This window comes from Brevibacillus sp. IT-7CA2 (assembly GCF_949767855.1).
GTDB lineage: Bacteria > Bacillota > Bacilli > Brevibacillales > Brevibacillaceae > Brevibacillus.
Genome location: NZ_CATKQT010000004.1, coordinates 53530 through 79197, shown reverse-complemented (window position 1 = coordinate 79197; position 25668 = coordinate 53530). Strand labels below are relative to the sequence as shown.

The following is a 25668-nucleotide window of genomic DNA, read 5'->3' as shown; positions in this document are numbered from 1 at the left end:
TGACGATGGAATAGTTGAGAGGGTATTCGCCTTCCTTATCATATACAGCGAAAGCCCCCTCCTTGGAATGTCTCTCCCATCTGAGCAAATGAATGATTCAATCAATATGAGACACGACATGGGACTCTCATTCCATGCAGTCGGGAGAAATCACTTCCCACTTTCCAAACAGCGTGAAACCCGCTGCTTTCGCCAATGCCGTAGACGTATGGTTATCGAGTTGGCATCGATACTGCGGTTCATATCCCTGACCATAGGCGTATTTGCAGATGGAACGCACCACTTTGCGGGCGTGACCTTTTCCTCTAAAGGATGTCAGCGTTAGTACGCCGAGATCCGCAATTTGCGCATCCTCCTCCCATGGATACATACTGGCAGCGCTAACTAAGCTATTTTGCTCAAAAGAACCGAACACCGCCCAATGATCCAATTCCACATAAGCGTCATCCAAGTCTTGTTCCGATGCGGAGGATGCAAACTCGGAGAAAACCGACTCATCTTGCTCGGTTAACCGACGCAGGTCACCTTCGAGGTTTTCTTGCAGCAATACGTTCTTATCGGCTTTTGAAAAATAAAAAAGATAGTCTGCGCCATGTAGTGTAACGCCTGCTTCATTCAATTTCTGGCGAAAGATCGACTCAGTCAAGGATTGTTGCTGGAAGAGACCTAATTTCTCAGCGAGCGCAGGTGTTAAGACCGCCATCACTCGTCCATCGGAAGTTTCCAGCACCATGCCCCTGCTATCCTCGTCAAGTGCAGGGTTTATGGCAACAGTAAAAGATTGATCGCTATAGAGGATCTCACCGTTCAAAAATTGCTCCCGCCAAAAGTCAGTGATCGTCTGTGAAAATACAGGCGCACTTCTTACTGGATTTGTCATTATGTTCACTTCCCTTTCAGATTCACCAAACAGTTCTTATGCCATTATGTATGCTTCGGAAGTTTCTTTAGAAATTGCTCGATTGCATCCATATAACCTGGTATCGTAATTTGTCGCGGAGCGAAAAGACTAATAATTACTGCCTGCATAATTGAATGAGCCGTTTGCTTGCTTAACATAGAGTGATCAGCATCAGGGAAGACCGCTACGGTTAGCAGCTCAGGGTTTACTATATCACGATATACCCTCTCCGTTTCCTTCACATCGACATGTATATCTTCTTCCCCCAGAATCAGGAGCACAGGCGAATTGAAATTCGGAAGGTCATTAGTGGCATCTGACAAGAAATTTTTGCTCACAAAAGTCCATCTGTCTTTTGACATCAAATTAGTTTCGCGAGCAATTTTCACGTACTCCTCATAGGAAGCCTGTTTTTCCAATAACGTGAGTACTTGCTGGTCATACGCCTCTTTGTCTTGAATTTCCGCTTCTGAGTACCCGTCTATCACCATATTTTTGCGTGTATGGTATTGCCCTTGACTTACCCAATTAATGGCGGGCGATAGAAGTAAGCTGAATGCGAGCGGTTCCTTCTTGGCGAGCTTTGGAATGACCCATCCCGCCTGGCTTGCTCCCCAAACCCCAATCTGTTTCTCGTCAATCATCGGCTGCTCTTTTGCCCAGTCAATAGCCTGACGCGCTTCTTCCACGCGGTCATCAATACTCTGATGTAACCAATTGCCTTCGGAACCGTTCATTCCGCTCTTATTAAGGGACAAGGAGGCGTAACCAAGTGAGGCTAACCGCTCCCATAGCGGCTTATAGCCATCATCATGCGTGGCATCAATAGGTCCATCACCATGTATAAACACGACTAAGCCCAATTTGTTCGTGTAGTTTTTAGGCAGTACGAACGTACCGGTCAATTTGCCATCAGATGTCTGGATTTCAACGGCTTGCTCAACCATATCAAAGCTGTTTTGCTCCAATATGTAAAATCCTGCACCGCCAAATAGCAGGACGATGATCATTATAGAAATCATTATTTTTTTTTTCATCTACCCTTCTCCTCTTAAAAAATTTCTAAGTGAATATCTCAACCATACACCTTAGGTCAGACCTAAGGTCAAGTAATGGAATGAGTAAGGCAGATGCAAAAAAACGTGTTACTATATGATGATTTGAATGGTTATTCCTATCATTTTCTTAGTACAAGTTGAATGACATGGGCTAATCCGGTGTGCGCCTTTCCTGCCACACGCTCTTGTTCGCCATAGAAGAAATGGATCACCTCATGACCTTTGCACCAAGCAAGAATTTCTTTTGGATCATAAAGCATGTCAATATCCTGGGGACCGCCTGTACCATACTTCAATTGTTCCTCCGAGAATACCTCAAGCATTATAATTCCTTTAGGCTTTATTGCCTTTTTCATTTTATTCAGAATCATGGTCTGCGCATTTTTATAAAAATGTCCATATACCATAATCGCGCCATCATATTCTTCGCTCGGTACCTCCTCTTCTAAAAGGTCCATTTTTTGGGTAAGTACGTCAACGGAATGCTTCCGAGCCAGTTTTTTCGTTTTTTGCAATCCGCTCTCCGCATAGTCAATGGCTGTCACTTCATGATTTCTTTTTGCTAAAAAAACTGCATTCCGGCCTTCACCCTCTGCAAACGCGATCACTTTTTGACCTTGTTCTAACCGAAAAGCCTGTTGTTGAATAAAAACGTTAGGTTCTTCCCCATAATAATATTCTTCCGAATGAAAGCGCTCATTCCAAATATTCCCCATATTCACCAGCCTCCTGTCATTAAAATCTATTATAGATTTATTATATCTACAATATCTCCAAAGACAAGGATGTGTCAATATCGCGTGGTTTCGAGAGCATCTACAAAAGAGTCTATCTTTGAACGTACCTCTTGACCTTAGGTCTGACCCAAGGTGTATGGTTAAGATAATCTACCACATTCCAAGGGAGTAACGTTTATGAAGAGTGAAATCACGATTAGCGAATTAGCTAAGCTTATGAATGTGTCTGTTCATCAGATTCGTTATTTTGAAGAGAAAGGGGTTCTTCTACCTGCTTACTTAGATAACAATCAGTATCGAATGTATAGCATGGATCAAGTTTATCAGCTAGCCCATATTCTGTTGCTTCGCAAATTGGGAGTGCCTGTCCAGTCGATTAATGAATGCATGACTTCCTATTCTGCTGATCAATACGGGCAGCTACTCAATCGTTCTCTGAGAGAAATAAATAAAGAGTTGCTTCGCCTTCAAGAGCTTCAGCAATTCATAACAAAGGTTTTGCATGAACAAAAGAGTTTTCAATCTCACACGAATCCCTACCAAATAAAGTGGCGCGAAACCACTTATTTGGCACGGTGGATGGAAATGAGTTCACAAATGACGCTAAACGCCAAACTGTTGGCTGAACAGGCCAAGTCTGTCCCGAACTTGTTCGAATCGGACATCCATTATATCGAGGATAATTCCAGTACCATTACGTTATACACGGAAACAGAAGCGCCTGGCGATTTTTCATTGCCCAGCGGCAACTATCTGTCTACCCAGAGGCTGGTCAATGAAGAGGATGAGCTTGAACAAGTGATTGAACAGTTTTACGCCTATGCCGCAGCACAGTCTCATGTTATACAGGGACCCTTGATCCTCATTGAAAGATCTTACTTATCCCTATTTAGTCAAAGCCAGTTGCATTATGAACTACAAGCTATGATCGAACCGACTACCCATTCCGAAAGGGGAAACCGATCATGACTGTATCACCAATTACGATAGAACCTATGCATTCCATGTACAACCAACAGATTGGTCAACTTCTTGTTCACGGGTTTCGCGGGAAATTCCAAACCCTTACGAAGCTCAAGGATGGCGAGCTCGCCCTCTTTTTCGAAAAGTTATTTGATCATGTTCCTACAGATCCTGCGAGTCAACGAATGGTCGCGCTACAAGCGGGTGAAGTTATCGGGACGATATCCATCAAGTGGAAAACCGAATCTGATAGCATGAAAATTTTTCCTGAATGGAACTATTTCCATCGTTTTGGCAAATGGAATCTACTGAAAATGTATATTGGACTATCTTTCTTAGATCATAAACCACAGGCAGGTGAATGTTATATTACAGACGTTGTTGTCCATCCGGATCATCAAGGCAAAGGAATTGGAAACCTGCTATTGCAGTGGGCGCAGAATTTCGCACAAACACAGCCTAGCCTAGACAAGTTAAGCTTGTACGTCGCAGGCAAAAATCCCCGGGCAGAGCAGCTTTACCAGCGATTATCGTTCCATACGCAATTGCGAGAAAGCAGCTTCCTATCACATATTCTATTCAAAGAGAAAAAATGGAGTTACATGGTGAAGAGATTGAAATAACTCATGACAAAGGGCGAATCGTCTCTACTAGACATCCGCCCTTTGCTCGCTTAGCTTCAGCGTTGAGTCCAATGCCATTGCAGAGCTTCTTTTCCTAATCTATTTCACGTGAAAATCGGATTAGTCGGCAGCACTCTAATTCTTTCATTGGTACGTTGTTTATGATCTCATTCGCTGCTAAGCGGCTAATGATGGGAGCTAGTGTAACAGCTGAATGCATAACGGTCAGATAAAGCCCCTTTATTTGGTCATGAAATCCAACAATGGGGTAACCGTCTTCAGGCATGGGTCTTAAGCCTACCTTGATGCTTTCCAGCTCCAACTTTTCCCCTCCTATTAAATGATGCCGAAGAATTTCAAACGCCCGCTTTCCAACAGTCTCAGGTCCATTTTGTTCAGACTCATCGATATAATCTTCCGCTGCTAGTAACGTATCATCGGTTAGTTGTCTCGCTTCAAACTTAGCATTTGAAACTAAAGTGTGGATCAACTTTTCTTTCGATTTCATTCGAATCAGTATAGAAGGCGAAGGAGCGACAGGAACATCGAAGCCTAATGGCTTACAGAGTTCGGGTATAGCTGCCCCAGTTGCTAATACTAGAACATCAGATTCTATAAAACCTTTGGAGGTGTTTACCCCAACAACCTTAGAAGCCTCTGTGATTATTTGCATCACTTTTGTATCAAACAGGATGTTTGCTCCATTTTCTTCTGCTTTTTTCACTAAAAGTTTAGCAGTCAAAATTGGATCTAGTGAGCCTTCGTCATGCGCATAATAAGCTTCCTCGGGATATTCCTTTAGTTTCGGTTCTAATTCTATGATCTGCTGTCTTTTTACTAATTGTTTACGAGACTTCTCAATATCTGTAGGGACTTCCCAAGTCAGTGCTCCATCCCATTTTATTTCTAGACCGGGTAACTCTTTTTCTAATTCATGATATTCGGCTATCGAAGCATCATACAAATATTGAAAATTTTTTAATACCCGGCCCGATGGATGAATCCAAGCGAAAGATTTCTGAGTGGCTTCACATGCAGCAGACGAATTCGTCTCTATTAAAGTGACATTCTGATTCTGCTTTGATAAGTAATAGGCCATCGCTGCACCAACAAAGCCTGCACCAACTATTACAATTTTTTGATTCTTCATCATGGTCGTTCCCTCCTGACAACATCATAAGGCTACCTCGCCATCAAGCTCTTTGCTCATACAGCTTAACGATTTCAATAATGGTGTTTACAGCGTGCATCATGTTGTCAACGGAAACATACTCGAACCGCCCGTGGTAGTTTTCCCCGCCTGTGAAAATATTCGGTGTTGGCAACCCCATGTAGGATAGCTGGGAACCATCCGTACCACCGCGAATCGGTTGAATCATCGGTACGATTCCGAGGTTTTCTAGTGCTTGTGTAGCAATGTCCACTACTTCCATTACGGGCTCAATCTTTTCCCGCATGTTGAAGTATTCGTCTTTGATTTGGAGCTCAATTCGCTTCTCTCCGTATTTTTTCTGTAATTCTTCTACGATACGAGCCAGTTCGGACTTTCTTTCCTGAAACCGATTACGGTCGTGATCCCGGATCAAATAACGAAGCTGAGTTTGTTCGACGTCACCTTGAATGGAAGACAGATGATAGAAGCCTTCGTAGCCTTCCGTCTCCTCAGGAGTTTCATTAGCTGGCAGCTTTCCATGAAGCTCCATGGCTATTTTAGCAGCGTTGACCATTTTACCTTTGGCCGAGCCTGGGTGAACATTCTTCCCTTTACAGGTAATGATGGCTGATGCAGCATTAAAGCTCTCGTACTCGATCCCGCCAAGAGGGCCACCATCCATCGTATAGGCATATAATGCGTCGAAGGCGGACACATCAAACTTGTCTGGGCCTCTGCCGATTTCTTCATCCGGGGTGAAAGCTACCCTCACTTTCCCGTGCTTCAGTTCTGGATGGCGAATCAGATAAGCCATAGCGGTCATGATTTCGGCAATACCGGCTTTATCATCAGCGCCAAGTAAAGTGGTACCATCTGTCGTAATTAAGGTATGGCCTTTGTAGCCAGCCAGCTCTGAAAACTCGCGCGGCGTAAGGACAATATTCAGTGCTTCATTCAAGACAATGTCTTGTCCGTTATAATTTTCAATGACTTGCGGCTTCACGCCAGCGCCGGTAAAATCGGTGGCCGTATCCATATGAGCAAGAAAACCGATTGTAGGAATTTCTTTGTCTGTATTGGACGGTAGGGTCGCCATTACATAACTGTTCGAATCTATCGTAACTTCCTGCATACCTATGGCTTTCAGCTCGTCTACGAGCATTTGGGCAAGCACTAGCTGCCCTGGTGTAGAGGGGCAAGTTTCGCTGTTCTCATCGGATTGTGTATCAACTTGTGCGTAAGAGATGAATCTATTCATAATTTCCGTTTTCATGGTCTTATCTCAACTCCAGTACAATTAGTCAAACCTATTCAAGTAAGAGGCGATCTCGTGACAAATTCTACCACGATCCCCGTCTATCCTTCAATCCGTACGCCATATTGAACGATTGAACTCGGTTGTCCACGGTATACAGACCAGACCTAGCAATATGTTATACAGCCAGTTGTCTTCATGCTTCCAGATCAAACGGACGGACTGCACAAATAGCCCACTATGCTCTCCGTAACAGGAGGAGTGGGCTATTCAAGGATTCAAACTGTTACCGCTTATTATTCTTCCGCGTGGTCAAGAAATGTCTCAAGCTCATCCAGCTTGCTCGACCAGAAGTGACGATATGACTCCAGCCATTGATCGACTTCTTGGAGAGGTTCCGGCCGTATCGAATAGATGCTTTTTTGCGCAACCGATCGCATAGTAACCAAACCAGCTTCCCGCATGATTCTCAGATGTTTGGAAACACCCGGTTGACTTAATTGGCACTTGTCTACAAGCTCCCCAACCGAACGCTCGCGAATACGCAGTAAATCAAGCATAGTCCGTCTGTGCGGCTCAGCCAAAACTTCAAATATATTCATGGTTTTCATTGTAATCCCTGCTTTTATTGTTGTAATTTCGTGAAGTTGTCCGTTCGTTTTGTGTACTGCTCTGTCATCGGTATCTCCAAATCATGCCGTGGGACAACGCCATAAGTAAGCCTTGCTCCAAGTAATATTTCAGTAAAGTCAATGCTTCACCCCAACCAACAGCGTAGCTCTTTCAACTTAAGTTAGAATTAGAAGCATATTTCTCGCGTATTTCCTTCATGCGTTCCCAAGGAAACTGACGAAACTGTTCATGAAGGACGATATCCAGCACATCAAGATGCACATGCCAGCCCGCCAAAAAATCGGCAACAATAGCGGGTCCGTTAAATGTGTGTGTGAGATGTAGAAGGCACCCTTCCCCTTCTTCCTTTAGACTCCATCGCACTATGGAGTGTCCCGATGTTTGCTCTAGCCATGTGTACTCCAACTCGTACGGGGGATCGACTTTGGTGAAATGGCCATGTACGAGATCTCCATTCTCCCACCGAAATGACAGTTTGCCGTCCACATTCAAATCCAACTCAGCCTGCACAGTTAGCCATTTGGCAATTTGCTCTGGGCTCGTGATCGCTCTCCATACTTTTTCTACCGGATGGTTCAAATAACGCTCGAAGCTAACGACACGCCGTCCATCCATCTGTATAATCTTTCCGTCCATACAATCCCTCCAAGTATTCAAATTTACTTTTATTGGTTATTATATTACCATTCGGTTATATAACTGTAAAGCGATGAAATGGATAATGTAATCTCCAGCCTCATAAAAATTGGCTTTGGACTGACTCTGAAAAATAAAACAGCGGCGACTCAAGACCTGAAAATACAGTCTTAGACTCACTGCTGTTTTGATTGAAATTTCTATCCAGTATATGACTTCCCATTCAAATGATAGATGAGTTGCACAACGCCAGAGGAGAACGTTTTTGTATTCACCAAACTCAAATTCAACCTCTGTTTTATATCTATAAACAACGGTTTTCCTTCTCCCAAAATAACAGGGTGAACAGATAATCGAAATTCATCGACAAGCCCTAAATTGATAAAAGTTGTAATAAGACTGGCTCCACCATATAGCCAGATGTCTTTGCCAGGCTTCTTCTTTAATAGATTGACTACTTCAAGAATATTATCGTTGATGAATAATGCTTTATGATCAGTCCCTTTTTGTGTCTTGGAAAACACATATTTTTCTTTACGATGAACCAATGCCCAAATCTCTTTTTCCGCATCGGTATGTTCCATTTCTGGCGTAAATTGTCCCCATAAATCATAACTTTTTCTTCCATAAAGAATAGTGTCGATTTGATGTAAGAAATGAACAAACCCCATTTCATCGTCCATTATGCACCAATCAACTTCTCCATTTTTTCCTTCAATAAACCCATCTAAAGTAACGGCTAAATCTAATATGATTCTTCGTGTCATGAGTGGTTACCCCTTTCGTTGATCTCCTCCCATTTTAGACCTTTAAATATGTCACCTTATGTCTTATTCGTAGTATAAAAACAGCTCACTTCATTGGCGATACATACCAATTCGTGGCCATGCTCAAGCTATCGAAAAGGGAATCGGATGTGGGGCTTTCTCATGTCCATGCATCGGGCAACAAATGTCCTTCTGCTACCAGCTTTGAGTTGCCTTCCAAATAAACAGATTCGGCAGCATAATCTGTGAGATGGTAAGAAATTTTAAGTGGTCCCCCTCGAGTAAGCAGGTTCACAGAGGTGTCTACATGTCCTAAAATACCGGCAATGATTGCTGCAGCAGTCGATCCGGAACCGCACGCGTAGGTCTCTGCCTCTACTCCGCGCTCATAGGTTCTGATGCTAAGCGTTTGCCTATCAATCAGTTCCACAAAATTCACATTAGTACCATTGGGAAACTGCTGCTGATCATTTCTGACCATTCGTCCCCATTCTCTGAGCTGGTCGTCCGCTATCGCGAAAACATTTTCGACAAACCAGACCGTGTGAGGAACTCCGACAACACCGTAGTGGTAGACGCCGCTCGGTCCGTCCCACTCATATGGTTGATTCAGCTTCAGCGCTTGCAATTGAACGTCGGGGAACTTGACATTCACGCCGTTCTGATTGAGCTCTGCCTGATAGATGCCAGCTATCGTTTCGAAACTCATCTTCGTCTTGGCTGCTCCGATGTGGTAAGCAAAGCGCGACATGCACCTTGCACCGTTGCCGCACATTTCTCCTTCACTGCCATCTGCGTTAAAATACCTCATCTTAAAATCGGCGATGTTGGAGTTCTCCAGCAGCATGAACCCATCCGCACCGATTGAAGTGCCTCGCCTGCATACATTTTGGACAAAGGCTGGAAGCGCAAACTCGTTCAACAGGCCATCGCGATTGTCTACTACAATAAAGTCGTTGCCACAGCCATTCATTTTTTTAAACGGGATCCCAAGATCAAACATTTCGCTCCTCCTTTTTATCCGTAGATCCGTTCCTTATTTTCATCCAAGCGACTGCTCCACAGGATGGACTGGGGAGCAGTCAACCTTGCTTTACGAATGATCGATTGCTGTAAATGATTGATAGAGATGACAAGCGACCGATTGCCCTTCTATTTCACTCAGCTTTGGCATCTCGACTTTGCATATTTCCATGCTGGAACGGCAGCGCGGATGGAATTTACATCCCTCCGGCGGATTAGACCGAGACGGGAGATCTCCCGACAACACAATTTGCTCTCGCGTATCATCAGGATCGGTGATGGGTTTGGCTGAAAGCAATGCTTGTGTATAGGGATGCAGCGGTCGTCCAAACAGCTTCTCTTTCTCAGCATACTCGATGATTTCACCTAAATACATGACCGCCACTTTATCGGCAATGTGCTCAACTACGCTCAAATCATGCGAAATGAAAACATAGGTCAAGGAAAATTGTTCTTGCAAATCCTGCAGCAAATTAAGGATTTGCGATTGAATCGACACATCCAGTGCGGAGACAGGCTCATCTGCGATAATCAGCTTTGGTCGAAGAATCAGGGCGCGGGCAATGCCAATTCGTTGTCTTTGCCCTCCGGAAAATTCGTGAGGATAGCAAGATAGATGCTGCTTGCTCATGCCGACAATCTCAATCGTTTCTTCCAGTAGCGCTTGTCGCTGCTCTCGGGGAATACAGTGCGAAATCAGCGGCTCCGTCAAGATGTGCCCGATCGTTAGTTTCGGGTTCAATGTTTCAAATGGATTTTGAAAAACCATTTGCATATTTCGCCTTACTGCACGCATTTCATTTTTGTTCATTTTTCCTATTTCGTTCCCTTGAAAACGAATTTCGCCTTGGATCGGCTCCAGCAAACGCAGAATACATTTTCCCAATGTAGACTTTCCGCAGCCTGACTCCCCGACAATCCCCAGCGTTTCTCCTTCATAGACGCTCACATCAATCCCGTTTAGAGCATGAACATAATGCGGTTGTTGAAGCCACCCTTTTTTCATGCGAAACAGCTTACGCAGCCCTTTTACTTCCAGGATGGGAGTCTTCATCCACCTACCACCGAGCTTTCTTGTTCATGATCCTTGTCTTGGGTAAATAACCAGCATCGACAAGAAGAATGCTGATCCACTGGACGGAGCACAGGATTCCGCTCCCAACATATTGCCATCACTCTATCGCATCGCGGGGCAAACCGGCACCCATTGGGTTTGTTTTCCGGTGTCGGCACACTGCCTTTTATGCTGTGAAGCCTCTTTTCGCGTTTCCTTGGTGTCGATTGGAGCAAACCTACGGTGTACGGGTGCTTCGGATTGCGCAGTAACGACCGTACGTCCGCTGTTTCAATCGCTTGTCCCGCATACATCACCATGACGCGGTCGCACACTTCAGCGATCACCCCTAAATCATGCGTAATCATGATCACTGACATCCCGATATCCCTTCTGATTTTTTTGATCAGATTCAAGATTTGCGCTTGAATGGTCACATCCAATGCGGTCGTCGGTTCATCAGCGATCAGTAGTGACGGATTGCATGCAATCGCCATGGCAATCATCACCCGCTGCCTCATTCCTCCTGACAAACGGTGCGGGTAATCCCTGTAAATCTCTTCCGCTCGGGAGATGCCCACCACGGTAAGCAAATCCAGTACCCGTTGCTTTACCACTGCTTTGCTTTCAGCCTCATGCTCGTACAGTACCTCACTGATTTGTCGGCCGATCGTCAACACCGGATTTAACGAATGCATCGGTTCCTGAAAAATCATCGCCATTTCCTTACCTCTGAGACTGCGCATCTCGGCTTCACTCAGCGCAAGCACTTCTTTCCCGTTGAATCGAATGCTTCCAGTCAAAGTAGCATTATTGTCCAACAGTCGCATGAGCGAGAGCGAAGTGGCGCTCTTGCCGCACCCCGACTCTCCCACAATTCCCAGCGTCTCCCCTTTTTTTACATGTAAATCAAGCTGATCAACAACCGTAATCGTACCCGACTCTTTCGAGAACCGGGTTGTCAGCCCTGTCACTTCCAACACATTGTCCATAAATGGAATCCCCTCTCCAATCCTCTTATTGCCCTTTTACTTTTGCGTACGAGGATCAAAAATATCACGCATGGCATCTCCCAGCCGGTTTACTGCCAACACGACAATGGTGATGGCCAATCCCGGGTATGTCGCAAGCCACCAGGCATCGGACAAATAATCTTTTCCTTCATTCAACATGGTCCCCCATTCGGGAGTCGGCGGCTGCGCGCCCAAGCCGATAAAGCCCAATGCAGCCGTATCGAGAATCGCTCCCCCGACGAACAGTGTCATGTAAACGAACAATACATTCGTAATATTGGGGAGAACCTGGAAAAGAATGATCCACCAGCTCGGCGTCCCGATCGATCTGCTGGCTTCCACATATCCAGACGACATGATCACGAGCGTCGCTGCCCTGATCAGACGCGCAAAGCTGGGAATCGAAGAAATGCCGATTGCGATCATCGCATTGGTTTGACTCGGGCCAAGTGCCGCGACAATGGCCAAGGCCAATATGATCCCCGGCAAGGCGAGCAAAATATCCATAATCCGCATGAGCAGGTGATCAATAAATCCTCCCACATACGCACTGATGACACCAATCATCGTTCCTGCCGCTACTGTGATGCCGACCGCCATGATAGCAACCACAAGCGTAACGCGCGTTCCGTATAAAATACGGGAAAACAAATCGCGGCCGATCGCATCCGTTCCGAGAACATGCTTGGCAGACGGGCCTTGCAAAAAGGCTTCGTAATTACTTTCAGTAGGGTCATAAGGAGCGATCCAAGGCCCGACGATTCCGATCGCAGAAATGAGTAAAAGCACCACCAAGCTTAGTTTTGCTGCTCGCTGTTTCTTGATTTTCCCCCAAAAGGCAAGCTTGGGAAAAATCGGGGATTTGGCATGCGTTGCCCCATGTGCGACAGTTTTGCTCACCTCATTCAAGTTACCGCCCCTCCTTTTCCGTAATGAGGTCGACACGCGGATCAATCAAACCATAGAGGAAATCGACCATCATATTTACCACGACATAGACGAAGCCCATAAGCAACACAATTCCCTGAATCATCGGAAAATCACGGGCTGAAATCGCACGGATAGCCAATGTGCCGATTCCAGGCCAGTTGAACACTTGTTCGATGATAACCGCCCCGCCCAGCAGAGTCGCGATTTGCAAGCCTACCACCGTTACAACAGGAATCATGACATTGCACAAGGCGTGTCGGAAAAGGATTATCGACTCCCTCAATCCCTTGGCCCGTGCCGTTCGAATGTAATCATGGGAAAGCACTTCGACCATACCCGAACGCGTCAGTCGACTGATCATCGCGGAAGACAAAACGCCCAAGGTACAAGCAGGCAAAATAAGATCCTTCCATCCCGTACCGCCCGCGATTGGAAACCAGCCTAATTGAACGGAAAATAACATGATTACGATTAACCCCAACCAGAAGCTCGGCAGCGATAATCCGATCGAAGCTACCACCATCAGCATAAAGTCCAAGAGCGTATTCTTGTATTTCGCTGCGATAATTCCCATCGTTAAGCCAATCACGACCGCGATGCCAATCCCAGCGAAGGCTAGCTTGGCCGTTGCGGGAAACCGCTCCATCATTTCCACGATGACAGGTCTTTCTGTTTGTAAGGAAGTCCCGAAATCCCCTTGGATGACTTTTTCCATGTAGGTCAGGTACTGATGAGGAAGGGGCTGATTTAGCCCCATTTGTTCACGTAACTGTTCCACTTGTGCTTTTGTAGCCTTTTCCCCTAACATGATCCGTACCGGATCTCCAGGAATAAAATGAACGAGTGCAAACGAAAAGATGGAAATGCCGAGGAGGACAATCACTCCTGATAGCATCCGATTCAACAAATACTGTTTCATGATTCGTTCACTCCTCTCTTCCAGAATGCGTATTCATTGCTTACAAGCTAAACTCGTTTGGGAATTTGGCGATAGGAGCCCATCATGCGAATTACCGTTTGACTTCCGTCTCGTATAAAGCGTACGGTTTGATCCGACCCTTCAACGTTTGCGAGAAAAACGTCTTTGTCGATAGCTTTTAAAGAGAATGAGTCCGAATGATCGACCGTTACGATCAGCGTGGCTGCATCCACGCTTACCTGAAGATGAATTCCTTCCAGAGAGCCGTACTCGCCAGCATATTCAAGCAGACGATCTGTCGGGAGGTCATATTCCTTATACGTGACATGCGTTGATTTCGCCGGACGATTCTCGATGCAGTGAAACGTCCCATGTGCTAATGCGGCAGCCGGCGAACCGCTGAGATTGGTGAGCGCCACGGCAGCCAATCCGTTCTCGGGGATGATGCTCATGTAGGCTTGGATCCCTTTCTCTCTGCCGCTATGGCCCAGCATCACAGCACCGTAGAAATTGGGTGTAATCGCTACACCATACCCGTAATATTGGTTATGTTCGCATCGGAAATAAGGGGTAGTCATCTGCTGCACACTTTCGGTGCGAAGAATTCGTTCCTTGCCAATCAAACCTTTCGTTCGAAACAGTTCGGTGTATCTCATCATGTCGGTGAGCGTTGATTTTAATCCGCCGGATGATTGAAACGGCGGTGTCTCAAATAGCGGTGTCCTATCCTCGTACCCGTGCAACTCCACCAAAGAAAAGCAACTATGCTGCATTCCCGCTGGTTGGAGAATATGCTCCTTCACATACGTCGAATATGGCTTGCCGCTTGCCCGCTCAACAATTGCTCCCAGTAGCGTATAGCAATCATTGGAATAACTGAACTCCGTACCTGGTGCGCCCAATAAAGTAAAATCCAGTTGTGCCATATAGGTCATCAATTCCTCATAGGTATTCATCCCACGCTTGAGTGCTTCATCGACGCAAGATAATGGCGGCAAACCGGAGGAATGGGTTAGAAAGTTGTGAATGGTGATTGCTTCCGTTTCACTTCCCGTTTTTACATGAAACTCTGGCAAAATACGAGAAACAGGATCGGCAACCGTCAGTTTTCCGGCTTCCTGTAGCTGCATGATCGCAATAGCGGTGAACGATTTCGTAATCGAAGCGATTCCGAACAAAGTATCAACTGTGGCTACCTGACCTTGCTCGGCATCACGATAGCCGAAGCCTTTGGCATAAACGAGCTGTCCGTGTTTGGCCACTCCAATTGCAGCTCCAGGCACCTTGCTTCCCAACATTGTTTCTCGGACAAATTCCTCATAACTCACGATCCATTCCTGATTGTTCATGACCCCGTTCTCCTTGTTTTTATTTCCTCCTTACTTAACCCACACGTCCTGATACAATTTCAGTCCGGATGGATCAAGCATCAGTCCCTGAACACGGTTGTTTACCACGACAAACCGTTTTTCCGTGTAAATGGGAATCCAAAACGCCTCCTCCACAGCGCGCTTCTGAAGATCTTCATAGATTTTCGCTCTATCGTCGCTCTTCATCGTCACCTGTCCTTTTTCCAGCAAGGAATCGATCGGTTTGTCATGGATGGCTGAACGATTCATCCCACCGATCTGGGTTGAATGCATGAACGGAAACAAGATATCAGGGTCATCAGCGACGTATCCATCCAGCGCCAAGTCAAATGTGCCGGCAGCAGTTAACTGGTCGACTGCGTTACCTTCCAGAGTAATGATTTTCACGTCTACCCCAATCGCTTTGAACATTCCTTGCATCAACTGGGCAGGTTGAGACCATACTTCCATACTCAACAATTCGAAATGAAGCCGTTTTCCTGCTTTCTCCCGTATCCCTTGTGCATTCAGTTTCCATCCGGCTTCTTCCAGGAGCTTCACCGCTTCCTCGGGGTTGTATTTGTATGCATATTGAGCAATGGATTGATCGTATCCGAACAAATTTGCTGGCAGCGGACCATCTGCAACAATTCCTTCGCCTTGCAGATGCGACTGCACGATAGCATCTTTCTTTACTGCCATTTGCAACGCTTTGCGTACGTTTTTATCTTGCAAAATCTCGTTATTCAAGTTCAGCTCGACAAACAGCCCTAGGCCGCGCTTTGTCTGCTCAAGTACCGTAAAACGATTGTTGTTTTTGAATTTCTTCGCGTCTTTCGCAGGCAGATCAGCGATGTCGATGGTTCCACTTTGCAAAGCAGCGACAGCCGTTTGCGGATTTCGAATCAATTTCAGAACTAATTTGTCCGGCCTCGGTGGTCCTTGATTTTTAAAGAAGGGCGTTGCCCAGCGATACGCATCATTTTGAATCAGCGTGATAGAATCTCCTGATTTCCAACTCTCCATCTTCCATGGACCGACACCGACCGGATTCCTTCCGTATTGGTCCCCAAACTTTTGCACCGCGTCCACCGAGAGCGGCTGCATCCAGCTCGCGGAAGTGAAATAGGTGAGGAGTGTGGCAGACGGTTCATTCAACTCCAAAATAAGGGTCTGATCATCTGGTGTTTTGATCGATTTGACGATGCCAAGAACCATCCCTACGCCTTTCGGAGCGATTTCCGGAGACATGGCCCGTTCAAACGTTCGCTTGTACGCCTGTGCAGTAAGCAGTGTCCCATCATGAAAGGTAACGCCTTTGCGAATGCGAAATGTCCATGTCTTCCCATCTTCCGAAATGGAGTACGATTCGGCCAGATGGGGCTTGACCTCATTTGTTTGGGGGTCTCTGTAAAGGAGAGCCCCCCCTAGATTGAGTGCGACTCCCTCCGTGCTTAACGCTGTCGATTTGTGGACATCCAGTGTATCTGGTTCACTGCCGATCGCAACTGTGATCGTTCCGCCCTTTTGCTCGGCTATATTGACATCTTTTTTTCCTTCATCAGTACCTGGTTTCGTGGCAAGCGTCCCGCAGCCGGACACGATTGCCAGCAGTACGAAACAGGAAAGGACAATGCTCACAAACGTGGCGGTTTCCCGCTTTCTTATCCCCATGAATGACACCACTCCCTTGTTTGGGAAATATCCTCGCCCCCTACGATTTGAGCCAATCAACCGTTTTTTGATCCAGCTTTTTGACGAGAGCCGTCAGCAATTTCACCGTATTTTCCACATCATCATGATGGAGAATCGAAGCGTGACTGTGAATGTAACGCGCAGGGATTGCAATGACTATAGATGGAGCCCCTTTGCCAACCATATGAGCAGCTCCTGCATCCGTACCCGCACCTGAAATAGCAGCATATTGATACGGGATTCCCTCCTCTTCAGCCGTATCAAATAACAGATCCCGCAATTTCGGATTGGGCACGAGCGAGCCGTCAAACAGACCAATCGTAGGCCCGCCTCCGCACTTGATATCAGGCAAATTAGGAGAGTCGGTGCTTCCCGGCGTGTCAAACGTTATCCCCGTCTCCAATGCAATGAATAGATCTGGCTGCACCATATACGTGCTCGTGAATGCGCCGCGGCATCCCACTTCTTCTTGTGCAGTAGCGCCGCTAAATACGATGTTGGGGTGATCCGTTTGTTGCAACTGTTTCATTACTTCAATGGCTGTCAGGCAACCGCCGCGATTATCGAGCGCTTTTGCCATATACATCTTGTCATTCGCCATCACCGTGAAAGGGCAGATCGGCACAATCGGATCACCTGGGCGTATTCCCAGCTCCTTTGCCTGTTCTGCACTGGATGCTCCGATATCGATGAACATCCGCTCGATCTCAACCACTTTCTTTCGTTCTTCCGAAGACAGCAGATGCGGCGGTTTTGACCCGATTACGCCGACAATATCCCCTTTGCATGTTTTAATGTTTACGCGCTGTGCCAGCATCACCTGCGACCACCAGCCACCAAGCGGCTGGAAGGCGATGAATCCATCCTTCATGACACGCGTTACCATGAACCCCACTTCATCCATATGGCCCATCATCATGATCTTGGGTCCATTGGCCAGGCCTGTTTTTCGCCCGATTATGCTTCCCAGATTATCTGTGAACACTTCTTCTGTAAGCGGTTCCAAGTACGTGTGCATTAATTCTCGCACTTCCTGTTCTTGTCCGGGAACTCCCGAAGCCTCTGTCAGCTCTTTCAGTACCTTTACCCAACTATTCATCCATATCTTCCTCTCCATTTGCATGTTATCTCCAGCTATCATCAATGCGATCATAGGAACCGATGCGAAGATCTTCCTTTTCTTTCGCCAGTACATGCTTGGCTATACGTTCAGATGGGGTACGAGGCAATTCACTGCGGTATTCCCAATATCGTGGAACCTTGTAGTAAGCAAGATGCTCGGTGCAATAAGAGATCAATTCATGAGGAGGCACCGTTTGGCCCGCTTTCACTACCACGTATGCCTTGATTTCTTCCCCGCGTATTTCGTCTTTCACTGGAAGGCAGGCAGCATATTGCACGGCCGGATGCATTTTCATGACTTCCTCAACCTCAGCAGCCGAAATATTTTCCCCGCTCCGGCGAATCATCTCCTTTTTTCTGCCGACATAATAGATGTATCCGTCTTCGTCCATTCGCACCAAATCTCCGGTGTGGAACCAGCCGCCCTGAAAGGCAGCGCAAGTCGCATCAGGATCTTTATAGTAGCCATCCATCATCCCCAAGCCGCGTAGGAGGAGCTCGCCAACCTCGCCCCTCGAAACGGGGTGGTTGTGAATATCAACTATGCGGACGGTCCGGTCTTTATCCGGTTTTCCGATGCAGCCTGTTCCGAGCAATCGGTCATGATCGTGTGGTTTTACCGAAATATCTCCACCTGTCTCTGTCATGCCAAAAACCTCATACCATGGCGCGCCCCATCGCTCTTCCAATTCGCGGTGCAGATGCGGGGGAATGGCCGAGCAAAGGATGGTGCGGACGTTATTTTCCCTGTCTACTGGCGAGCGTGGTGCTTTGACCATTAGCGTAGGCATGATCCCAAGGCAGTAGAAAAAGGTAACGCCATATTGCCGTACTTTCTGCCAAAATGTAGAGGGATGAAATCGATCGAGAACCACAAGCTTTGCCCCCACAGCGATCGCACCCAGCAAATTCCATTGCGGGTCCATATAGTAAAAGGGCTGCGCCGTTAACAGTACATCTGATTTGGTCAAATTGGGATGCTGCTCGACCATCTTTTTTGCTATGGTGAGCCAATATTCATGTGAAAGCATACACCCCTTGGGTAAGCCTGTCGTGCCGGATGTATATTGGATGTTGACTAAAGTTTCAGGAAAAACGGTAAGCGCTGTTGGAGTCGTGGACGCTGTTTCACACATCGTTCTGAAATCGACAACGTTGGGATCGTCTGATTGGTCTACTGAGAGGATTGTTTTGAGGGTTTGTAAGGAAGGTTTGATCTTCTGTAGCAGGGAGATAAACTCCTGTGAAGTTACGATAACGATTGCTTCGGAGTGGTGGAGGATATACTGTGCTTCGTACTCTTTGTAATTTACATTTATCGGCACTATAGTCGCGCCCAGTTTTGCCAACGCCAGCCAGGTAAGCGGGAATTCCGGCTGGTTCCTCAACATGACGGCTACCCGATCCCCATAGCCTACGCCCAGCACTTGGAGCATGTTGGCGATCTGGTTGGAACGGTCTTCTATCTCCTGAAATGACAGTTGTTCATTCCATTCATCAAAGACAAGCCCGATTTTTTCTCCCCATCGTTTGGCGGCCCGTGCCGTCAAAGACTTGATTTCTTGCATGTCCAAAAGGTTTCAGCCCTCCTTCTCTATACCGATCCTTTTTTTCGGAACTCTTCAGCCGCCTGCTTGGATTCGATCGTTTGCACGGTTGCCAGCGCATGCTCGATCTCCAATTCAAAAGCTGCCTCCAGATCGCATTGTGCCCCGCGATTTAGCGCAAATTTGGCTTTTGCAAGCGCTACTTGCGGGAGCTCAGCTAACCGTTTCGCCCACTTGTCAGCTTCTTCAGCTAACACTTTATGATCCACTACCTTGTTGATGAGTCCTAGATGCAGTGCTTGCGATGCACCAAACCTTTCGCCCGAAAACAGCAATTCTTTCGCCCGGACCAGTCCGATCGCGATGGGAAGGATATGCGAGATTCCTCCGGTAACACTAAGTCCCACACTCACTTCCGGAAAGCCGAATTCGGCATCTTGAGCGGCGATGATCAAATCGCATCCGAGCGCAAACTCACACCCTGCTCCTAATGCATAACCATGGACCGCAGCGATCACCGGAAAAGGAACACGCTGGATCTTTCGTGTTATATCCTGAATCTTCTGTAAATTAAGACGAAGCTCAGCCTCATTTGCAGGCTTTTCTTCATGACGCAAATCATGTCCTGCACAAAAAGCATTTCCGCGGCCAGCCAGTATTGCTGCCCTTACTCCTTCCCGTTCCAACTTATCGAGCGATCCATACAGCTCCTCTACCAATTGTGGAATCACCGCATTTAACCGCTCGGGGCGATTCAGGTGAATCCAGCCTATCTCTTGATGGATCTCACACTCTACCACCGCCTTAGGTGTTATCATTCTTTTTTACCTCCGCCTTTATTTTGGAAAACAATGCTCTCGCATTCGAACCGAGCACCTTCTCTAGCACCTCGGGCTTTAAACTTAATTCCTTCCATTCTGCAATCGCGCGTTTCAGAGGAAATACAGGCCAGTCTGTTGCAAAGAGGATTTGATCTTGCAAGAGGTTGTTTGCTAACCTGTACATCATCTCCCACCCTGCTCCTTGCACCCCCAAATACCTTGGAGAAAGCCCGCCCAAATCCATCAGAACATTGGGGTGCTTGCGCGCTACGGCAACCATTTCAGGCACCCAGGGCCACCCTCCATGACACGCGATCAATGTTAATTCTGGAAAATCACAGGCGACTTGATCCAGCAACAGCGGGTGTTCATTCCGGATGGGATGAATCATCGAATAATTAATTCCCGTATGAATGGCTACTGCCAAGCCTAACTCGGCAGCCTTTGCGTATACGGGATATAATTTGCGATCATCGATCGGCATCTCAAAAAATGCAGGCTGGATGTTTACTCCCAGAAAGCCCAGCTCACTAATGCGGCTCACTTGTTGGACAGCGCGCATCGGTCTGAAATGCTCCATTGAAATCGTACCGAATCCTGAGAAGAGCTCGGTGTGAGCGGATATGACTTTTGCCAATGCTTCATTCAGCGCATCCCCATCCTCGCCGAATTCGTATTCTGCATGCATAATGGCGTGACCTACTCCTGATTCTTTCATTTCTTGAATCAAATCGTCGAGCGTTTTCGCGATAGTCGATCTTACTTGTAACACCGCATCATATTGAGCGACGTACTCATTTCGCATATCATCTATGCGTGCCTCACGGAACTGCTGTGGCAAGCGGACACGGGCATCAAGAATGTTCATGCGCAGTAGCCCCCAGCCATGGTTTCATAAAAAAACGAGCGGGTTCAGGCAGATTCAAATCGGAGACAGTAAGTTGCTGTCCGTTCCGCTTTGCCTGAACGAGTGCAAGCGCCATATCGGAAAAATTCAAGCTGATCTCTTCCAATGAATTTGGGCCATCGGGCGAGTACCAATGGGCGACACCCGTGCACATTTGAAGCAAAGCCAGGACGGCAAGCTTGGTATTTTCTATCGTAAATACGCCCCCCTCTAATCCGCCCGTTAAAATACGATGCCAGAGCAACTCATATTCACTGCGCAACCTGGCAATTTCTACGCGCGTATTTCCTGTCAGCGCACGGAACTCGGTATCTACTACTAGCGCTGTTAGCTTGTCAATGGCATGGCTGCCAACATGAAGCTGTACAAACGCTGCCAATTGTTGTTCGGGCGCTTCAAGCTCAGCGAGCACTTCCTTTGCATTTCGAAGAAGGGTCTGTAACCCTTCTTGCATGATGGCAACGAGCAGATCCTCTTTTGTTTTCATGTAATGATAGAGGGTGGAGGAAGTTACCTCTGCTTCTAGAGCGATATCACGTATGCTGGTTGCTTCAAAACCTTTTCTTGCGAATAGCCGTAATGCTGCTTGAAATATTTTTTCTTTCGTCAAAAAAGCGCGCTCCTTTCTACTGATGATTGCAGGAAACGAGAGTCTCTCATGTCCAGTTACTTGTGGCGGTTTTTTGTCGATCGATCGATCGATAGGTTGCTTGTAATCACCACTTTACTGACCACTCACTTTATTGTCAAGACTATTTTTTATTTTCTGATATTTGTTTTGGCATTACAAAAATCTCCTCCGGTTTCCCATGAGGAGATCTGAATTCGTTATGCCATAGCAGCTTTTATGTCGGAATCCCATAAGTGGATTTGATGCATTACTTCAAGTATCTTCCCGTGATCGATTGTTCCGCATGGATGATCTGCGGAGGTGTGCCCTCGAAGACCACCCGACCGCCGTTGCTGCCTCCGTCCGGTCCCATATCGATAATCCAATCCGCTTGGCTGATCACATCAAGGTTGTGCTCGATGACGATTACCGTATTGCCTGCATCTACGAGGCGGTTCATGATCTCCAGAAGGTGACCGATATCGGACATATGTAAGCCAGTCGTCGGCTCGTCCATCACGTAGATGCTGCCTTTCTTGTGCAGTTCGCTTGCCAGCTTGATGCGCTGACATTCCCCGCCGGAGAGTGTGCTGAGTGGTTGGCCGAGTGTAATATAGTTCAGCCCCACATCACTCATCGCCTGGAGCTTGCGCACGACCTCTTTTAGCTCAAAAAATTCCAATGCCTGCTCCACAGTCATCTCTAGCACTTCTGCAATTGACTTGCCATTCAGCTTGTACGCGAGCACCTCTTCCTTGAACCGTCTACCTCCGCAGACTTCGCACGGCAGCTTGACGCTTTCAAGGAATGCTAGGTCTGTATACACAACACCTAGACCTTGGCAGTTCTCACAAGCCCCCTTGGAGTTGAAGCTGAACAAGCCTTGGTTGACCTTGTTCGCGGAAGCAAACGCCTTGCGCACATCATCCATAATCCCTGTGTAGGTCGCTGGATTCGAGCGCGTGGACACGCCTACCGCCGATTGGTCGATGACGATCGCATCCGTATGGTTGCTGAGGAATACATCGTTAATCAGCGTACTCTTACCTGATCCGGCGACACCCGTAACTACTGTCAGCACTCCGGTTGGAATATCTACACTCACGTTCCGCAGATTGTGCAGTGTGGCATTTTGGATGGTCATCTTGCCGGACGGCTTCCTTGAATCTTGCTTCAGTTGGATCGGCCGCTTCATGTGAGTGCTTGTCAGCGTCCCTGATTCCAGCAGGCCTTGGAAGTTTCCTTCATACACGATGGTACCGCCGTGGCTGCCAGCATGAGGACCGACATCGACGATATGATCTGCCACCTTGATCACATCGGGATCATGCTCGACGACAATGACAGTATTGCCCTTGTCGCGCAGCTTTTGAAGCAATTCATTTAACCGGTGTACATCTCGGGGATGTAAACCAACGCTGGGCTCATCAAAAATGTAAGTGACATCCACCAGACTTCCGCTCAGATGCTTCACCATCTTGACACGTTGCGACTCACCGCCGGACAAGGTATCCGTCTCACGATCCAGCGTCAAGTATTCCAGTCCGATATCCACTAGATGCTGCAACCGTTCCGTCAGCGACTTGACCATCGGTGTGGCGACTGAATCGTCAATCTCCTGAATGACCCGGATTAGCCGACCGACCTCCATGGAGGACATCTCTGCAATGTTGAGGCCATTGATTTTGCAGTTGAGTGCGGCCTGATTGAGTCTCGCACCATGACAGCTGGAGCAAGAGCCTTCGGAGATGAACGGCGCAACCGCTTTTTGTGTACGCTCAGATTTCGTCTTTAGATCCTGCTTGATGTATTTGTTGGTGAACTTCTCAATGACGCCTTCTACTGTAATATTCACGGCTTTCCCGGCGAATTGCATCTCCACTTTTCTCGCCTTGGCGTACAACAGCTGCTCAAGCTCCTCATCCGAATAATCGCTCAGCTTCTTGTCAGGATCAAAGCCCGTCTGCACGAGCATATTCCATTCCATGCCGTCTACCTTATAGTCCGGCAGCATGATTGCCCCTTCATTCAACGACTTAGACATGTCCAGCGCCTTGCTCATGTCGACGCTCAGACTGCGACCGATCCCGTTGCATTCGGGACACATGCCTTGGGGGTCATTAAAGGAGAACATATGCGCTTGTCCAACATTGGGCTGACCTATTCGGGAGAAGAGCAGGCGGAGAATGGGAGAAATATCGGTAATAGTGCCCATCGTGGAATGGGAACCGCCGCCCAGCCGCTTCTGGTCCACGATAACCGCCATGCTCAGGTTCTCGATCGCGTCCGTATCCGGCTGCGGATAGCGGGGCAGGAAATTGCGCACGAACATGCTGAAGTTCTCATTCAGCAATCGCGTGGATTCTGCGGCGATCGTATCGAAGACAATCGATGACTTGCCGGATCCAGATACACCGGTGAAGATCGTAATCTTCCGCTTGGGAATGCGCAAGGATACGTTCTTGAGATTGTTTTCCCTCGCACCGGAGATTACGATATACTCCTGATTAGATTCGCTCATGCCAAACATCCTTCCGATAGTATTCATTTCTACTTATATTTACATTGTACCATTCAGAAGGAGATCTTTCGTACCTGGCTGTTCTCGCTTCCAACCCACGCTCTCTTACCTATTATTTCCAAGGTAAGGTCGCTACTTTCACTATAACGCCCGCAAGGTGAGTATTATCCTCTAAGCATCAAGGCGGTGACAAGATCACCCTGTAGCATACCCTTCCCTCCAGGTGGAATCTTGATCAAGCAATCGGAATCTTTAATGGAGACCGTAACGCTTGATTGATCAATCCCGACAGGTTTTACGAATACTTTGCCATCGATTATATACGACTTTCCGCGAACATACCGAGGATATGCATTTACTTTTGTAAAGTCTTCGCCTAGAAAAGCAGTAAAGTCCTGCAAGTAACGATTTTGAATACCCTGCATACCCAAAATTACAGGACGAACGAAGAGCTCAAAACCAACAAAACACGCTCCCGGATTACCTGACAAGGCAAACAAAAATTGATCATTCCAAACCCCTGCGGACGTAGGGCTTCCAGGTCGCATCGCTACTTTGTTAAACAGGACCTTCCCATTCCATTTTTCAAAAATATCTACGAGAATGTCGTAATCGCCTACCGATACCCCACCTGATGTGATCACGAAATCCGCAACGGAAAATGCTTCAAGAATAAGAGCTTGTGCCTGATCCGCTTCGTCTGGGATGGAACCCATCAGTAACGGAATCCCTCCTGACCCCCGAATAAGTGCTGCCAGCATGTAAGAGTTACTGTTTCGGATTTTACCTGAGCAAAGTGGCGCATCTACAGGTAAAAGCTCTGAGCCTGTTGCAAATATCGCGATGGTTGGGCGCTTATATACTTTGACGCGGGAGAAACCGAATGTAGCCAACAACGCGGTCTCACCAGCGAGGATATCTGTTCCTTTTTGAAGGACACAAGCGTCCTTTGCGATTTCGTGGCCAATCGGAGTCAGATTCTGCCCAGGATGGACTTCTTTTTTAATCGAGATGTATGTTTTGCCCTGCTCTTCAAAGTCGTCTGTCATTTCCAGCATGATGACTGCGTCTGCATTTTCAGGTACCATGGCTCCCGTCATGATTCGGGAGGCTGTTTTTTGCGATAATTTTTTTGTAGGAAGAGCTCCACACGGAATATTGTCGATCACTTCCAAAAGGATAGGAGATTCAGGTGATGCCCCGCGAGTTGAACTGGACATGATCGCAAAACCATCCATCCCGGAACGCCGGAAATGAGGCATGTTGTCAGACGCAATGATATCCTCCGCCAATGTACGACTGTAGGCATTTTCCAATGAGACTTCTTCTACACCGAGATGGTTCAGATGTTGCTCAATTCTGCGCTGTGCTTCCACGACTTGAACCGCATTTCGGTGAAATCGATTCACGCTTTCTACTCTATCCATGTCG

Annotated in this window: 24 protein-coding genes; 2 read left to right on the top strand and 22 right to left on the bottom strand. The window is 47.1% G+C overall.

The window, feature by feature from the left end:
* Positions 1–127 precede the first annotated feature (127 nt).
* The 3 genes from ACM6JA_RS02895 to ACM6JA_RS02885 form a co-directional block, all read right to left on the bottom strand.
* Positions 128–880 (bottom strand): GNAT family N-acetyltransferase, encoded by a 753-nt coding sequence (locus ACM6JA_RS02895; RefSeq protein ID WP_414851107.1) that lies wholly within the window; start codon positions 878–880, stop codon positions 128–130.
* 44 nt (positions 881–924) lie between these two features.
* Complete coding sequence (locus tag ACM6JA_RS02890; protein ID WP_414851106.1) at positions 925–1938, bottom strand: alpha/beta hydrolase family protein; 1014 nt, start codon at positions 1936–1938, stop codon at positions 925–927.
* 140 nt (positions 1939–2078) lie between these two features.
* A complete protein-coding gene (locus tag ACM6JA_RS02885) occupies positions 2079–2675 on the bottom strand; it encodes a class I SAM-dependent methyltransferase (RefSeq protein ID WP_414851105.1) in 597 nt (198 codons plus the stop codon).
* Between the two features lie 198 nt (positions 2676–2873).
* On the opposite strand from ACM6JA_RS02885, the gene ACM6JA_RS02880 reads away from it, so the two are divergent.
* Entirely contained in the window at positions 2874–3665 is a 792-nt protein-coding gene (locus ACM6JA_RS02880) for a MerR family transcriptional regulator (RefSeq protein WP_414851104.1), read from the top strand.
* On the top strand, positions 3662–4282 hold the full coding sequence (locus ACM6JA_RS02875) for a GNAT family N-acetyltransferase (protein ID WP_414851103.1): 621 nt from the start codon (positions 3662–3664) through the stop codon (positions 4280–4282). Before ACM6JA_RS02880 ends, ACM6JA_RS02875 begins: the two co-directional genes overlap by 4 nt.
* Before the next feature lie 94 nt (positions 4283–4376).
* Here the strand turns inward: ACM6JA_RS02875 and ACM6JA_RS02870 are convergent, their stop codons facing one another.
* The 19 genes from ACM6JA_RS02870 to glp form a co-directional block, all read right to left on the bottom strand.
* Positions 4377–5435, bottom strand: coding sequence for an NAD(P)/FAD-dependent oxidoreductase (locus ACM6JA_RS02870; RefSeq protein WP_414851102.1), 1059 nt, complete (start codon positions 5433–5435; stop codon positions 4377–4379).
* A gap of 40 nt (positions 5436–5475) precedes the next feature.
* Positions 5476–6708, bottom strand: coding sequence for a peptidase T (pepT, locus tag ACM6JA_RS02865; RefSeq protein ID WP_414851101.1), 1233 nt, complete (start codon positions 6706–6708; stop codon positions 5476–5478).
* A gap of 278 nt (positions 6709–6986) precedes the next feature.
* Positions 6987–7292: an ArsR/SmtB family transcription factor gene (locus ACM6JA_RS02860; protein ID WP_414851100.1), complete on the bottom strand. Its 306-nt coding sequence runs from the start codon at positions 7290–7292 to the stop codon at positions 6987–6989.
* Between the two features lie 181 nt (positions 7293–7473).
* Complete coding sequence (locus ACM6JA_RS02855) at positions 7474–7959, bottom strand: SRPBCC family protein (RefSeq protein ID WP_414851099.1); 486 nt, start codon at positions 7957–7959, stop codon at positions 7474–7476.
* Between the two features lie 200 nt (positions 7960–8159).
* On the bottom strand, positions 8160–8726 hold the full coding sequence (locus ACM6JA_RS02850; RefSeq protein ID WP_414851098.1) for a dihydrofolate reductase family protein: 567 nt from the start codon (positions 8724–8726) through the stop codon (positions 8160–8162).
* A gap of 160 nt (positions 8727–8886) precedes the next feature.
* Positions 8887–9729 (bottom strand): diaminopimelate epimerase, encoded by an 843-nt coding sequence (gene dapF, locus ACM6JA_RS02845; protein WP_414851097.1) that lies wholly within the window; start codon positions 9727–9729, stop codon positions 8887–8889.
* A gap of 90 nt (positions 9730–9819) precedes the next feature.
* Positions 9820–10803: an ABC transporter ATP-binding protein gene (locus ACM6JA_RS02840; protein WP_414851096.1), complete on the bottom strand. Its 984-nt coding sequence runs from the start codon at positions 10801–10803 to the stop codon at positions 9820–9822.
* A complete protein-coding gene (locus ACM6JA_RS02835; protein WP_414851095.1) occupies positions 10800–11795 on the bottom strand; it encodes an ABC transporter ATP-binding protein in 996 nt (331 codons plus the stop codon). The genes ACM6JA_RS02840 and ACM6JA_RS02835 overlap by 4 nt, the downstream gene beginning before the upstream one ends.
* 36 nt (positions 11796–11831) lie before the next feature.
* Positions 11832–12725 carry an ABC transporter permease gene (locus ACM6JA_RS02830; RefSeq protein ID WP_414851094.1) on the bottom strand — a complete coding sequence of 298 codons (894 nt, stop codon included), beginning with the start codon at positions 12723–12725 and terminating at the stop codon, positions 11832–11834.
* A 1-nt stretch (position 12726) separates the two neighbouring features.
* Positions 12727–13665: a nickel ABC transporter permease gene (gene nikB, locus ACM6JA_RS02825; RefSeq protein WP_414851093.1), complete on the bottom strand. Its 939-nt coding sequence runs from the start codon at positions 13663–13665 to the stop codon at positions 12727–12729.
* Positions 13666–13712: 47 nt separating this feature from the next.
* Positions 13713–15014 carry a serine hydrolase domain-containing protein gene (locus ACM6JA_RS02820; protein WP_414851092.1) on the bottom strand — a complete coding sequence of 434 codons (1302 nt, stop codon included), beginning with the start codon at positions 15012–15014 and terminating at the stop codon, positions 13713–13715.
* 30 nt (positions 15015–15044) lie between these two features.
* Positions 15045–16688 carry an ABC transporter substrate-binding protein gene (locus tag ACM6JA_RS02815; RefSeq protein ID WP_414851091.1) on the bottom strand — a complete coding sequence of 548 codons (1644 nt, stop codon included), beginning with the start codon at positions 16686–16688 and terminating at the stop codon, positions 15045–15047.
* Positions 16689–16728: 40 nt separating this feature from the next.
* Positions 16729–17808, bottom strand: coding sequence for a M42 family metallopeptidase (locus ACM6JA_RS02810; protein WP_414851139.1), 1080 nt, complete (start codon positions 17806–17808; stop codon positions 16729–16731).
* A gap of 25 nt (positions 17809–17833) precedes the next feature.
* Positions 17834–19399: an AMP-binding protein gene (locus ACM6JA_RS02805; RefSeq protein WP_414851138.1), complete on the bottom strand. Its 1566-nt coding sequence runs from the start codon at positions 19397–19399 to the stop codon at positions 17834–17836.
* 26 nt (positions 19400–19425) lie between these two features.
* On the bottom strand, positions 19426–20196 hold the full coding sequence (locus ACM6JA_RS02800; RefSeq protein ID WP_414851090.1) for an enoyl-CoA hydratase/isomerase family protein: 771 nt from the start codon (positions 20194–20196) through the stop codon (positions 19426–19428).
* A complete protein-coding gene (locus ACM6JA_RS02795; protein WP_414851089.1) occupies positions 20183–21067 on the bottom strand; it encodes an amidohydrolase family protein in 885 nt (294 codons plus the stop codon). The genes ACM6JA_RS02800 and ACM6JA_RS02795 overlap by 14 nt, the downstream gene beginning before the upstream one ends.
* Entirely contained in the window at positions 21054–21716 is a 663-nt protein-coding gene (locus ACM6JA_RS02790) for a TetR/AcrR family transcriptional regulator (RefSeq protein WP_414851088.1), read from the bottom strand. The genes ACM6JA_RS02795 and ACM6JA_RS02790 overlap by 14 nt, the downstream gene beginning before the upstream one ends.
* Before the next feature lie 268 nt (positions 21717–21984).
* Positions 21985–24237, bottom strand: coding sequence for an ATP-binding cassette domain-containing protein (locus tag ACM6JA_RS02785; RefSeq protein WP_414851087.1), 2253 nt, complete (start codon positions 24235–24237; stop codon positions 21985–21987).
* A gap of 164 nt (positions 24238–24401) precedes the next feature.
* The gene (glp, locus tag ACM6JA_RS02780) at positions 24402–25664 is read right to left on the bottom strand and encodes a gephyrin-like molybdotransferase Glp (protein WP_414851086.1); all 1263 of its coding nucleotides are present in this window, start codon (positions 25662–25664) and stop codon (positions 24402–24404) included.
* Between the last annotated feature and the right edge of the window lie 4 nt (positions 25665–25668).

Coding starts and splice junctions, on each gene's coding strand:
- glp (WP_414851086.1), bottom strand. CDS start 25,664: ATGGATAGAGTAGAAAGCGTGAATCGATTTCACCGAAATGCGGTTCAA.
- ACM6JA_RS02795 (WP_414851089.1), bottom strand. CDS start 21,067: ATGAACATTCTTGATGCCCGTGTCCGCTTGCCACAGCAGTTCCGTGAG.
- ACM6JA_RS02890 (WP_414851106.1), bottom strand. CDS start 1,938: ATGAAAAAAAAAATAATGATTTCTATAATGATCATCGTCCTGCTATTT.
- nikB (WP_414851093.1), bottom strand. CDS start 13,665: ATGAAACAGTATTTGTTGAATCGGATGCTATCAGGAGTGATTGTCCTC.
- ACM6JA_RS02860 (WP_414851100.1), bottom strand. CDS start 7,292: ATGAATATATTTGAAGTTTTGGCTGAGCCGCACAGACGGACTATGCTT.
- ACM6JA_RS02855 (WP_414851099.1), bottom strand. CDS start 7,959: ATGGACGGAAAGATTATACAGATGGATGGACGGCGTGTCGTTAGCTTC.
- ACM6JA_RS02815 (WP_414851091.1), bottom strand. CDS start 16,688: ATGGGGATAAGAAAGCGGGAAACCGCCACGTTTGTGAGCATTGTCCTT.
- ACM6JA_RS02895 (WP_414851107.1), bottom strand. CDS start 880: ATGACAAATCCAGTAAGAAGTGCGCCTGTATTTTCACAGACGATCACT.
- ACM6JA_RS02805 (WP_414851138.1), bottom strand. CDS start 19,399: ATGCAAGAAATCAAGTCTTTGACGGCACGGGCCGCCAAACGATGGGGA.
- ACM6JA_RS02785 (WP_414851087.1), bottom strand. CDS start 24,237: ATGAGCGAATCTAATCAGGAGTATATCGTAATCTCCGGTGCGAGGGAA.
- ACM6JA_RS02810 (WP_414851139.1), bottom strand. CDS start 17,808: ATGAATAGTTGGGTAAAGGTACTGAAAGAGCTGACAGAGGCTTCGGGA.
- ACM6JA_RS02875 (WP_414851103.1), top strand. CDS start 3,662: ATGACTGTATCACCAATTACGATAGAACCTATGCATTCCATGTACAAC.
- ACM6JA_RS02820 (WP_414851092.1), bottom strand. CDS start 15,014: ATGAACAATCAGGAATGGATCGTGAGTTATGAGGAATTTGTCCGAGAA.
- ACM6JA_RS02870 (WP_414851102.1), bottom strand. CDS start 5,435: ATGATGAAGAATCAAAAAATTGTAATAGTTGGTGCAGGCTTTGTTGGT.
- ACM6JA_RS02840 (WP_414851096.1), bottom strand. CDS start 10,803: ATGAAGACTCCCATCCTGGAAGTAAAAGGGCTGCGTAAGCTGTTTCGC.
- ACM6JA_RS02885 (WP_414851105.1), bottom strand. CDS start 2,675: ATGGGGAATATTTGGAATGAGCGCTTTCATTCGGAAGAATATTATTAT.
- pepT (WP_414851101.1), bottom strand. CDS start 6,708: ATGAAAACGGAAATTATGAATAGATTCATCTCTTACGCACAAGTTGAT.
- dapF (WP_414851097.1), bottom strand. CDS start 9,729: ATGTTTGATCTTGGGATCCCGTTTAAAAAAATGAATGGCTGTGGCAAC.
- ACM6JA_RS02850 (WP_414851098.1), bottom strand. CDS start 8,726: ATGACACGAAGAATCATATTAGATTTAGCCGTTACTTTAGATGGGTTT.
- ACM6JA_RS02880 (WP_414851104.1), top strand. CDS start 2,874: ATGAAGAGTGAAATCACGATTAGCGAATTAGCTAAGCTTATGAATGTG.
- ACM6JA_RS02800 (WP_414851090.1), bottom strand. CDS start 20,196: ATGATAACACCTAAGGCGGTGGTAGAGTGTGAGATCCATCAAGAGATA.
- ACM6JA_RS02835 (WP_414851095.1), bottom strand. CDS start 11,795: ATGGACAATGTGTTGGAAGTGACAGGGCTGACAACCCGGTTCTCGAAA.